The 10,372-nt window shown below is 71.2% G+C and carries 13 protein-coding genes and 2 pseudogenes; all 15 read right to left on the bottom strand.

The genetic code is table 11. The annotated features are described in order from the left end of the window. A partial coding sequence (locus O3W51_RS40330; RefSeq protein ID WP_269288801.1) for a prealbumin-like fold domain-containing protein occupies positions 1 to 393 on the bottom strand: 393 nt, incomplete at its 3' end. A 35-nt stretch (positions 394 to 428) separates the two neighbouring features. Further along, complete coding sequence (locus tag O3W51_RS40325; RefSeq protein WP_269288799.1) at positions 429 to 917, bottom strand: hypothetical protein; 489 nt, start codon at positions 915 to 917, stop codon at positions 429 to 431. Between the two features lie 29 nt (positions 918 to 946). Beyond that, positions 947 to 1,822 (bottom strand): DUF317 domain-containing protein, encoded by an 876-nt coding sequence (locus O3W51_RS40320; protein WP_269288797.1) that lies wholly within the window; start codon positions 1,820 to 1,822, stop codon positions 947 to 949. After that, a complete protein-coding gene (locus tag O3W51_RS40315; protein ID WP_269288807.1) occupies positions 1,819 to 3,030 on the bottom strand; it encodes an ATP-grasp domain-containing protein in 1,212 nt (403 codons plus the stop codon). The genes O3W51_RS40320 and O3W51_RS40315 overlap by 4 nt, the downstream gene beginning before the upstream one ends. 63 nt (positions 3,031 to 3,093) lie before the next feature. After that, a pseudogene (locus O3W51_RS40310) lies at positions 3,094 to 3,373 on the bottom strand (hypothetical protein). Positions 3,374 to 3,409: 36 nt separating this feature from the next. Continuing rightward, a pseudogene (locus tag O3W51_RS40305) lies at positions 3,410 to 4,676 on the bottom strand (MFS transporter). After that, on the bottom strand, positions 4,673 to 5,158 hold the full coding sequence (locus tag O3W51_RS40300) for a regulator (protein ID WP_269288796.1): 486 nt from the start codon (positions 5,156 to 5,158) through the stop codon (positions 4,673 to 4,675). Before O3W51_RS40300 ends, O3W51_RS40305 begins: the two are co-directional and overlap by 4 nt. Further along, on the bottom strand, positions 5,155 to 6,006 hold the full coding sequence (locus tag O3W51_RS40295) for a winged helix-turn-helix transcriptional regulator (protein ID WP_269288793.1): 852 nt from the start codon (positions 6,004 to 6,006) through the stop codon (positions 5,155 to 5,157). The genes O3W51_RS40300 and O3W51_RS40295 overlap by 4 nt, the downstream gene beginning before the upstream one ends. Before the next feature lie 42 nt (positions 6,007 to 6,048). Further along, positions 6,049 to 6,459, bottom strand: a complete 411-nt coding sequence (locus O3W51_RS40290) for a hypothetical protein (protein WP_269288791.1) — start codon at positions 6,457 to 6,459, stop codon at positions 6,049 to 6,051. A 10-nt stretch (positions 6,460 to 6,469) separates the two neighbouring features. Next, positions 6,470 to 6,919: a hypothetical protein gene (locus O3W51_RS40285; RefSeq protein ID WP_269288790.1), complete on the bottom strand. Its 450-nt coding sequence runs from the start codon at positions 6,917 to 6,919 to the stop codon at positions 6,470 to 6,472. Next, positions 6,916 to 7,401 carry a hypothetical protein gene (locus tag O3W51_RS40280; RefSeq protein WP_269288788.1) on the bottom strand — a complete coding sequence of 162 codons (486 nt, stop codon included), beginning with the start codon at positions 7,399 to 7,401 and terminating at the stop codon, positions 6,916 to 6,918. Before O3W51_RS40280 ends, O3W51_RS40285 begins: the two co-directional genes overlap by 4 nt. A 328-nt stretch (positions 7,402 to 7,729) precedes the next feature. Next, a complete protein-coding gene (locus O3W51_RS40275) occupies positions 7,730 to 8,446 on the bottom strand; it encodes a hypothetical protein (RefSeq protein WP_269288786.1) in 717 nt (238 codons plus the stop codon). Positions 8,447 to 8,470: 24 nt separating this feature from the next. Beyond that, positions 8,471 to 9,172, bottom strand: a complete 702-nt coding sequence (locus tag O3W51_RS40270; protein WP_269288784.1) for a hypothetical protein — start codon at positions 9,170 to 9,172, stop codon at positions 8,471 to 8,473. 18 nt (positions 9,173 to 9,190) lie between these two features. Further along, the gene (locus O3W51_RS40265) at positions 9,191 to 9,673 is read right to left on the bottom strand and encodes a hypothetical protein (protein WP_269288783.1); all 483 of its coding nucleotides are present in this window, start codon (positions 9,671 to 9,673) and stop codon (positions 9,191 to 9,193) included. Beyond that, positions 9,670 to 10,227: a DUF4913 domain-containing protein gene (locus tag O3W51_RS40260; RefSeq protein ID WP_269288805.1), complete on the bottom strand. Its 558-nt coding sequence runs from the start codon at positions 10,225 to 10,227 to the stop codon at positions 9,670 to 9,672. The genes O3W51_RS40265 and O3W51_RS40260 overlap by 4 nt, the downstream gene beginning before the upstream one ends. Positions 10,228 to 10,372 lie beyond the last annotated feature (145 nt).

Raw genomic sequence — 10,372 nt, 5'->3', positions numbered from 1 at the left:
TGTGGTCGCGCCGGGGGTGACGATGACGTCCTGGTCGGCGGCGACCTCGTGGAGCGCACTGCCGGAGGAGGTTTCCTTCAGCCGGTACACGCCGGGAGCGAGATCGGGGAAGGTCAAATTGCCGTGCTCGTCCGTCCTTCCGCGTCCGGCTTCCCGGCCGGTGGAGTCGAGCAGTACGAAAGTGGCGCCGGGGAGGACGTTCCCGGCCGCGTCCTTGTTGGTGATCACGATGCTGCCCGCGTTCGGGGCCGGTGTCTGGGCGGGAGCACTGGAGGCCGAGGGGGTCGGCTCGGATGGCTGGGCGGTCGCGGCCGGCGCCCAGGTGAGGGTGCTGGTCACTGCGGCGGCGACGGCAGCGGATCGCACGGCACCACGGATGGAACGAACATGCACGAGAGGGGGGTCTCCTTGATCAGGTGGTCGGGAGGTCATCGGGTCCGGCCAGCGCTGCGGGTGGCCGGCGGGGCGGGCGCCATGTGCGCGTGACGGCCGGCTGCTCGGCTCGGTGCGGACGAAGCCCAGGCACCGGGGAACCAGACGGCGGCGTATTGCTCGATGGCATCGCGCAGCCCTGTGGTGACGGCGCCCTCCCACGGCGGCCGGCCGGCGCGGTGGTACGTGTCGAAGGTGCCGTACTGCTTGCTGTTCGGGGAGGCGTTTCGGGCTTCGTCCCGGCGGTGGAAGGTGCCGTGATCCACAAAGGTGAGGGCTACCGCGTCGATTTCGCCCCGGTCCGGGTGGAGGACCGCCAGGCGCAGGCCGCCGTAGGTGTTCGCGTGGATGGTTGTGGTGAAGCTGATTCGCAGCGTCAGCGGTGCGCCCGGGACAGGGGTGGCGTAGTAGGTGTTGCCGACGACGGTGCTGTTGTGGAAGGGAAGGCACAAGACGGCGTAAAACTCCGCTGCTTGCAGGGACAAGAAGCGCTCCCGGTGCGGTCGGTCCGGAGCTACCGGCGGGGGCCGGGCAGGGCCGGTCGACTGGTGGTGCTCCAGCGCGGAATGCTGGTAGCGGGGCGGCCGGCCGGGGGGCGGGGGGTTGCCCGTTGGACGTCGAGCGGGGTGGGGGCCGGCGGTTGCGGCGGGAGGATGGGGGTGAGCTGGGCCATGCCCTTGATGTAGCTGAAGGTTTCGTCGCGCCAACGCGGCAGCGGGGCAGGGTCGGCGATGCAATGGGTGACGGCTGTGAGCAGGGCGACGGGGGTGTCGGTGCTGGCGGTCGCGTACCAGGCGGGGCGGCCGATGGATTTGCCGGCCCACAGCTGCCAGCGGGAGTCGCGCGTGGTCAGCTCGGCTTCCGGGTCGAGGCTGCCGAGAGTGAACTCCATGCCGGCGAGCCGGTCCGGTGCGTGTACCGCGAGGACTCCCCCGCGGGGGCGGTCAATCCCCCATCCCTGCTGGAAGAGGGCGGCGATGGCCAGATAGGGGTCGTGCTCAGCGACGCCGGAGACCAGCCGGGCGAGGTAGGCGTCCGGTCCCTGCTCGTACGCCGAGGCGAGAGCGGTGGTGAAGGCTCGGACGAACTCGGTGGGCGTGCGGTCGTTGAAGCAGACGCCCCAACTCGGTGGTCCGAAGGGGTCCTTGTAGGCGTTGATGCGCCACAGGCCGTCGTCCTCGCCTTCGGGGAGGTAGCCCAGGCGCACGCGCCGGTCGGGGGCGGTCACATAGGCGTTGCCGAGGTCGTCGTGCCGCAGATCCCAGCTGAGTGCGAGGAGCGGGGCGAGGGCTGGGTCGCCGATTCCGGTGGTGGAGGCGAGGTAGCGCGGGGAGACGTAGACATCTCCGTCAATGTCGGTGTCGAGGCGCGGGTCGGGCTCGGGGCTCATCGGTCAGCCTGCGTGGTGACGGTGATCTCGCCTGCGGCCGTGTCGAGGCGCTGGTTGACCTCGATGGTGTCGTGGCCGGTGACGATGCAGAACCCGGCCCGCGCGGTGAACAGGTCACCCTCGGGCGGCAGCAGGAGCAGCTCGCCGACCTGGCACTGCCACTGCACCTGTCGCAGCCAGGGCGTGTGGGCGGCGAACGGCTGGTGGATCCGCCGTTCGGTGAGGGTGCCGGAGGCGGCCGGGTAGAGCATGCGGATCCCCACAGCCCCAGAGTGGGTCGGTGTGAGGTCCGGGGCTCGATCACAGGCGACGTCGGCGGCGGCCCTCGGCAGGTCGATGCCGGTCGCGAGGTGGACGAGATGGCCGATCAGGTCTCCGCCGATGCGTGCGTTGACCTCGATCAGTCGGGGGCGACCGTCGACCAGGCGCATCTCGACGTGCTGCACGCCGGCGGTGATCCCCAGGGCCTTGACGGCCGCGGCAGCAACCGGGGCGACCTGCGCGAGGAGCGGGTCTGCGGCATCGACGGTGTGTCCGGTCTCGTCGAAATACGGGGCGGAGCCCAGGCTCTTGCGGGTCACCGCGACGGCGGTGGTCACACCCTGATAGGTGACGCACTCGACGGAGACTTCCGGTCCGTCGAGGTACTCCTCGACCAGGACGGCGGTGTCTTCGTGGCTTTGCGCGGCTCCGGCCGAGGCGAACTCGAAGGCCGCGGGCAGATCCTCGGGACGGTCGACGCGGATCACGCCGATGCTGCCGGCGAACGCCGTGGGCTTGAAGACTGCGGGAAAACCCACCGTCATCGTGGCGAGCCCTGCCTCCAGCAGGGTCCGGGCCGTCATCGAGGCTGCCGACGGCACCCCGTGGCGGGCGAACAGCGTTCGGGCGGTGGCCTTGTTGCGGCAGCCCCGCATCACCTCCGCGGAGTTCGCGGGCAGACCGAGCGCGCGCGCCAGGCGGGCGGTGGCGACCAGGTGCCACTCGTCCCAGGTCAGAACGCCGGCGAATTCGTGGCGGGCTGCCAGGGCGCGGCCGGCGGCGAGGACAGCGGTGTCGTCGTAGAGATCGACGACCGTGTGGTCGACGATGTACGGCTTCTCCCACGACGGCTCGACGTCGGTGAGCAGGACCACGTCGTAAGCAGCGGCCACCTGCTCAAGACAGTAGGAACGATATTCCTCATCGCAGGGCGAAACGATGAGAATGAGAGGACGAGCGGACAAAAGGGATTCTCCGAATCGGGTGGGCAGCAGGATGAAGGGACGCCGTCAGGCGGCTCGGCGACGACGCAGTTCGAACGCGCTGGCCCACTGGGGGTGCGCTTCGATCAGCTGACGGGCTTAGAGGGCGGTGAAGTTGTAGTTCAGCCCGGTCACACCGTGCGGGAGTTGTCGGCACAGGTCCTCGAAGAGGTCCTTGAGGCCGATGCGGGTCGCGCCGGTGGGCGGCTTGGCGCTCCAGCGCGCGGTGGACGTGGGAGTGCTGGGCGTGGAAGGCGTGGAACTGCTCGGTGATGGTGCGCCCGCGCGCACGGCAGGCAGAAGGCATGGGGAAGTTCTCCACAGGCTGGGGACGGGCGTCTGGTCAGGGGCGCAGGGCGGGGTCGGCGCGCAGCGCGGGGTCGGCGCGCAGCGCGGGTGAAGGCGAGGAACAGACCGAGGGCCTGCAAGATGGCGCAGGCGGTGATGACATGGCCCAGCGCGTCGGGCGGGGTGAGGGCGGTGAGGACGCCGGCGAGGGGGAAGGGCAGCAGGAGGATGAGGATGGTCGCGGACAGGGTGCTGCCGAACCGGTCCGGGGGGATCAGGCGAGAGCGCAGGGTGCGCAGGACCACCGTCAGGCCGCCCTCCGCGGCCAGCAGGACGGAGACCAGTACTAGGTAGGAGAGGTAGTCGGGGGCCTGAGCTGCGGCGAGGCAGGCGAGCGAAGCGATGGCGGCGCAGGCGGCGCCGACCGGCCACAGGCCGAGGCGGTCGATCGCGAACCGGCAGAGTGTGACGCTCAGCAGCGTGGCTGCGGCAGCTGCGGACCACACCAGTCCGACGGCGGTGGTGGACTGCCCGTAGTGGTTGACGACGATGACGGGGCCGGCGGCCTGGAGGAAGCCGGTGGCCAGGTTGGACAGGGTCAGGCCGGTGACGAGCCAGCCAAGCGCCGGCAGGGAGCGGATGGTGTGCCAGCCGGTCCGCAGCCCCGCGCTGGGCCCTCCGCTCGTGGTGGTCTTCGGGGCGCGGGCCGGGGCGAGGGGCGAGGGCGGGGTGCGCAGCGCGAGGAGTGCGGCGATCAGCGAGAGCCCCGTGATCACGGCGAGCATGTGCGGAGGGCCGGCGAGCAGGAGTACTGCTGCCAGGGCTGGGCCGGCGAGGTTGGCGGTTTGGTCGACGCCCAGCAGGACGGCCTGGACGCGGTGGGCCCGCGCTCCCGCTCGGCGGCTGGCGGCTGCGCCTGCCGTCTCGGCCGCGATGTAGCTGAACTCGGTGAGCGCGCCGGTGCTGGCCGCGAGCACCATCACCGTCACGTTCGCCACCGTGCCGGCCGGATGCAGGAAGAGAAGGGCCCCGCCGACCGCGACCAGCAGAGCACGGCTGAGGGAGGCGAGGAAGAAGACGACCGATGCCCCGCGCCGGTCGACGATCGCCCCCGCCCACCCGAACGCCGCCAACCGGGGAACCCATTCCAGGGCGAACGCCGCTCCTGTCAGGGCTGCGGAGCGCGTGGTGGCCAGGACCAGGAGCGGGACGCCGTAGGTGCTCATGGCGGACGCGAGCGCTTCCACCGAGCGCGGCAGGTAGATGCTGCGCAGCACCCCCGCGGTATGGCGGGCATGCCGTGGGGTGGTGCCACCGCTCACGCGACAGACCCCAGCTCGCAGCGCAGGGCAACCCCGGGGTTGGTGGTCAGCCACTGCACCAGCGCAGCGCGCAGGAGGGCCAGCTCCACGATGGCGTCACCGTGCGGCAGGCCCTCGACCGCAAGCAGGGGCGTCAGAAGAGCAAGGGTGTGCTGGAGGCGGCTGGTGAAGTCGCAGACCGGGGTCGGGTAGGAGTGGCGGCGAGCCCATCGGGCGGCTGTGTCGTAGACGTCGGCCAGCGCCGAGCCGGACGTCGTGAGGTCCATGCCGAGGCCGGGCAGGACCTGGACGAGGCCGTGGGCGCGTGCCGTCTCCGTGGCCTGGCGCAGCTGGTGCGGGGAGAGGTCGGGAAGTGTGCCCGCCAGCCTGCGCGGCGGGATCGGCCCGTTGTCGTCGATCTCGGTGATCAGACGGATCACCGCTGACGAGGACAACACGTCGAGGACCTTGCGGAGTTCGGGAGGCGTGAAGGTGGCAGTCATCGGCGTGGGCCTCCCGCCGGGAGCGCCGCCGTCGGGCGGGCCGCTATGGGGTGCGAGAACAAGTCCGGGCCCTGCCACACCGCACGGGAGGTCTGTGCCGCCCTGACCGGGGGCGGTGATGAGGCAGGGGCTGATAGCCGCGACGGGTTGCTGACCCACGTGGTCGGGGTGGGTGCAGCCGGCGGGTCTCCCCAGACCGGGTGCTGGGCGGCCGGCGCCATGGAGCGCCCGGCGGACCACGCGGACAGAGCACCGAAGACCGGCGCCAGGCCGTGGCCCGCGACCGACAGGCGGTAGGGCTGCCCGATGCCGTCTGTGTCTACGAGGCCGTCCGCCACCAACTGCCGAAGCGGCGGGTAGATGTTGGACCAGTCGCTGCTGGGCATGACGATCCTGGCCAGGGCACGGCCGCTGACCTCCTCACGGGACTTCAGCACCCACAAGATGGCGGCGGCGTGGCGCCGGGTGAGCAGGGTGAGGCTGTCCTCGATCTGCTCGATCGCGGGCAGCGGGCGATCTGCCGTCTCCAGATGATTCTCTGCCCAAGCGACGATCATCGGCAGGACAGACAGAAGAGCTGTGCCGCGGGCGGTGTGCCCATAGGTGACGTGCCGCGACGTGTGTTCGGTGCGCTGGACGAGGCCGGCGTCGCACAGGGTTCGCAGCTTGGGGTGGAGCTGGCTGTCCTGCAACCAGGAGATCCTGCCCGCGATCTCGCTGTACCGCTGCGGCGGGCCGGACAGGGCCAGCAGGATCCGCGCGTTCCAGCGCGGAGTGATCATGGCGAGGGCCTCGGTGACCCGGGCGATGTCGGCGTCGGTTTCAGGGGTCAGACCGGAGAGGGCCAAGGGAGGAACTCCTGGAGGTATGAGGAGGGGTTGCCCGCGAGATCAGCGGCTGGGTGCAGCGCTCACGGCCGGGCCGGGTGGAGCGGGCACGGCCGGAACGGAGACTGGGGGCGTCGCCGGCGTCGTGACGCGAGCAAGGCTCTGCAGGACGGCGGACAGGGACGTGGCCTGGACGTCGCGAATGGCGACCGCTTCGGCGAGCCGGCGGGCACCGTCGAGGAGATGGGAGACCTCGTGCGGGCCGATCTGCCGCTCGGGGTGCACCACGCGGGCCAGGTGGTCGCGGTGAAAGTCGATGCTGCGCTCGGCGAGGGTCAGGCTGTTGTGCATGCCGAGCAGGGCGGAGAGCATGCCGGGCGGCTGGTTCTGGGCGTGGGCTGCGAGTTCGGCCAGCGGTGCGCCGTACAGGTCCTCGATCCGTCCGGCGATCTCCGGGGAGATCAGGTGGGGCAAGTGGTGGCCTTCACGGTCGGCGGTGTCGGCCCGCCCCGGCACGCTGTGGTGCCGGGGCGGCGACGCGCGAGGGCAGGTGGGCGGTGACCGCATGCGGTGTCCGGTGGGCGGTCCGTGGCCGTTGGCCGGGCGGTGGCATGGTGTGCAGCAGTTCGTCGAGCGCGGCGCGGTAGCCGTCGCGGGCGTCGAGTGCCGCCTCCAGCCAGCGCGCGTCGATGCGCAGGTCATCGGCGGACAGTTCGGCCAAGTCGCAGCCGGGCGCCATCGCGGCGTGGACGCGGTCGGGGACGCAGGCGACCTGCTCCTCGGCGATGGCCAGGAAGGAGCGCAGTTCCAGAGCGCGGGTCATCGCCGGGGCTGAGTCAGGGCCGGCTGCGGTGGCGTACAGCTCGGTGACGGGGGCGTCGAAGGCCGCGGTGAGGCGCCCGTCGGCGCTGCTGGACTTGAGTTCGACGTTCATCGCTGCGCTGTCCGTCCCGGTCGTACCCCCGCTGCCGGTGCGCTCGCGGGGGTGTGCGGAGCGCGGGTCTGTACGGCCGAGCCGATACCGGGTGCGTGGTTTGGGCGGGCGAAGCGTTGGGCTGCGCGGTCCTTCTTCCCGGGAGCGGCCGGGTCGAGGAGCCAGCGCACGACCAGGGCGCGGCCGTCGCGTGCGGTGACGGCTGCGTTGACGCGGTGGGCGAGGTGCAGCGTGGGGTCGTCGACCTCGCTGGGCTGCGTGTCCAGCGCGGCGAGGAGGTCGTCCTGCGTGCGGTCGAGCGCCGTCTGGGCGCCGATGAGAAGGCCGTGCCACTTGACGACCTCTGTTGCCTCGGGGTGGGCCGTCGGTGCGAGGGCTACCGCGGCCTTCAACTGCTCGATGTCCATGCCGAAGTGGGCTGCGATCTGTTCGGTAAGCACGCCCACGACATCCTCAGAGCCGTCGGATATGTCATCGGACAAGGGGAGCTCCTTTCCAGCAGGCGCAAGCGCCCGTTTGAGAGTTGGGGAAATGAGGGGAGAACACGCAACCCGGCTACTTCGTACGTTGACTGGCCCCCGACGCCTGCAAGCCAAGGCGCCTGTGGTTGTCGGCTCAGTACGTGCCCTAAACGGCGCGACGGCATAAGGGATGCGAGCGCATGCGGAACCAACCTCCGTGCAGGCATAGGGATTATGAGGAAGGGCACCGCCCTTGTTGTCCGGCGGCTGTATAAGAGTCCGGAGAATCCCCGGTTTGGCTAACCGGCGATCGTCGGCTATGTTCCGGCCCGCCGGACCGCAGCATGGCTCAGCGCGATCGGCCGGCCGGGGGCGGAGCGGGAGCCTTCGGCAGGGCTGGCGACGGGCTGATTGCCGTTGCCGGACGGACGGGCGGAAGCGGGCCGGCCGTGCCACTGATCCGGTCGTCGCACCATTCGAGGGCCTCATCGACCGTGGCGAAACCGCCCTCGCGCAGGGTGCGGGTCCATGCCTTGGTGTCGACTTCCTCGACCACGACGCGGAACGGGGAAGGGGCTCGCTCATCCATGGCGCGCAGGGCCACCACGGTGACCATGTCGTCCGGGTCGTCGCGGGTGTAGGAGTACCCGTACGCGTAGTGGTCTCCGTCGCCCATGAGCCGTCGCTCCAGGGCGCGCGTGGCCTCGTCGGCCGGCTGCGGGCCCAGGCCGGGGGTGAGGTCGATGGCATCGGGAGGGCAGCCGCGGTGGATGAGCCAGGACTGTGCCATCGACGGCAACGGCAACGCGGCGTGCTCGAAGCGGAACGTCTGTTCCGACAGGTCACGTTGTAGGTGGAGAGCGACGATCTGCGGCGCCCCGGGGATCCCCCAGGTGGCCGAGCCGTCGTGCAGGACGTAGAAGCTCTCCCCGGAAGGGCTGTGATACTCAGCCAGCGGGACGAGCACGTCCTGGTTGAGCTCGATTGCGTGCAGGAAGGCTTCCTCAGCCTGCTCGTCCGCGGCTTCGAAGTCATCCAGACGAAGCTCGAGTTCGGGTGTGGGCATAGATCTCCTCGCAGGCGCCCGGGTTCAGCGCCGGGGGCGGGTGGGGGCAGTGGGCCAGGTGCCGGGCCGTGGCGGCGCCGGTGCCGCGGCCGGTCGGTGGCTGCGGCTGCCGGCCAGAGCGGTGCGGCCGGCGTCGGTCAAGGTCACCGGCTGTCCGACGTCCACCGAGTGGGTGGTGTCCCGGGTGACCAGACGGGCGGCTTCGAGCCGCTGAAGCTGCGCGTACGGGATTCGAGTGCCGGATCCGGTGGGTACGGACAGCCGCCCGGTGAGCAGGTGCGCGTGCACCTTGGCACCGCCCGCAAGGCACAGCAGCGCCGCCTGGTCAGCGGTCGAAAGCTGCTCGTGCGCCTCCGGCGGATCCTGCAGAGCCGTGGCCTCGATCGGTTCCAAGGCCGCCAGCACCAGGTGGGCCGCGAGGTCCCGCTCCGTGGCGGCTTCCTCCAGTTGGTCCACGGTGCGGTCGATGCGCTCCAGCAGGGCGCCGTCGACGGGAAATTCGCCGCTGGCCAAGCGGTGGAGGAGGGTGCGGTAGAAGGTCACGCCGGTCTCGGCGCTGGCCAGCTCGCGGTGCCGGTCGACCAGGTGCGCATGCGGTGCGTCCAGGACGCCGCGGTCTCGGTACGTCCACAGGGTGTCGACGTCCTGGCCTGTGACGATTTCGATGCGGTGGTCGAGTGGTGTTACCGAGCGCCGGGCTGCTGCCGGCGCGGGGTCTGGGGGCATAGGCGGGTCTCCGTGTACTCAGCGGATGTGCTGGGGCGAGGGGTGTTGCGCGAGACGGGGAACGCCCGGCATCGCGGAGGGCGGCGGACCCGGTCTCGGCGCGGGGCCACTGGTCATCAGTTGCGGGGGGCAGGAGCGTGCCGCGTGGGTGCGGGCGCTCAGCGGCCGGCGGGCCATGCCCAGGCGGCGGCCGACCTCGTCGTAGGCGTCGTTGCCGGCGCGCGGCCGGACCGCGACGACGTGGATCTCCCGCTGGTGCGCGGACCCCTCGGGCGCCGATCGGAGACCGTAGACCACGCGCCAGTCCTTGCGGGAGTCCACGACGATCTTGCGGTAGCCCTCCAGGTCACCCGTAAGCCGCGGCCCGAAACGCTCGGCGTTCACCACTTCCTGCAGGTAGGCCAGGGTGAGATCGCGGATATCGCCGGGTGCCTGCAGGAGGTCGGTCAGGGCGCGGGGGTCGAAGCTCAGCCCGAAGGCCGGTTGCCGCCCGCCGTTCATGACGTCGGCTCGCCCAACTCAGCCGGCCCGGGCTCCGCCGCGTTAGTTGTCGCCTTCTCCGTTCGCGCTGAGGGCGGCGGGCCGGGAAGGAGCCGGTGCGCGGGTCGCTCGGGGGAGGTCATGCAGGCGGACAGCGGACCGCCCGGCGCGCGGATCGCCGCGGTGGCGTGGGTGAGGAAGTCCCGGTGCCACACGAACAGCCCCGACAAGCCCGCCTCGGGGTCCTTGTGCTGCTGGTAGGCCAGCCACAAGGCGTGCAGCCACGCCACGACGTCGTCGTGCTCCTGCCACTGCAAGCACCAGGGTGCCGCCGTGGTGACCTCCGCCCCGTATACGGGCAGGAGGAAGTCGTCGACCCAGTCCGACAGGGCGTCGAGTTCGTCTTCGCGTTCCTCGCCGTCCAGCTCCATGATCGGGCGCGGCTCCGGCGGCGCGGCCGACGGCGGGCCGCCGAACCCCGGCATGCCGAACGCCGCGAAGGGCGAGGGGCTGCCGGGGGCCGGCGCTGAGGCCAGACGGTCGAGCTGCTGCTCCTGCTGGGCCTGCCGGTCCATCAGCCGCCGGACCGTGGCCTCCACCCCCTCCGATCGGGGATCTGGAACTCGGACCGGCTCCAACTCGCCATCATGCGAGGTTTCTACGGGTTCGGACATGAGGAGAGGGGCCTCCTGGAGGGCGTGGAAGTGGGGATGCAGAACC

Source organism: Streptomyces sp. H39-C1 (assembly GCF_027158125.1).
Lineage (GTDB): Bacteria > Actinomycetota > Actinomycetes > Streptomycetales > Streptomycetaceae > Actinacidiphila > Actinacidiphila fildesensis.
The sequence above is the reverse complement of the archived record's forward strand: the minus strand, read 5'-3'. Positions and strand labels throughout refer to the sequence as shown.

Excerpts from the sequence above, each read along its gene's own strand:
- O3W51_RS40260 (WP_269288805.1), bottom strand. The coding sequence starts at position 10,227 with ATGGACCGGCAGGCCCAGCAGGAGCAGCAGCTCGACCGTCTGGCCTCA.
- O3W51_RS40320 (WP_269288797.1), bottom strand. The coding sequence starts at position 1,822 with ATGAGCCCCGAGCCCGACCCGCGCCTCGACACCGACATTGACGGAGAT.
- O3W51_RS40300 (WP_269288796.1), bottom strand. The coding sequence starts at position 5,158 with ATGACTGCCACCTTCACGCCTCCCGAACTCCGCAAGGTCCTCGACGTG.
- O3W51_RS40270 (WP_269288784.1), bottom strand. The coding sequence starts at position 9,172 with ATGCCCCCAGACCCCGCGCCGGCAGCAGCCCGGCGCTCGGTAACACCA.
- O3W51_RS40285 (WP_269288790.1), bottom strand. The coding sequence starts at position 6,919 with ATGAACGTCGAACTCAAGTCCAGCAGCGCCGACGGGCGCCTCACCGCG.
- O3W51_RS40275 (WP_269288786.1), bottom strand. The coding sequence starts at position 8,446 with ATGCCCACACCCGAACTCGAGCTTCGTCTGGATGACTTCGAAGCCGCG.
- O3W51_RS40265 (WP_269288783.1), bottom strand. The coding sequence starts at position 9,673 with ATGAACGGCGGGCGGCAACCGGCCTTCGGGCTGAGCTTCGACCCCCGC.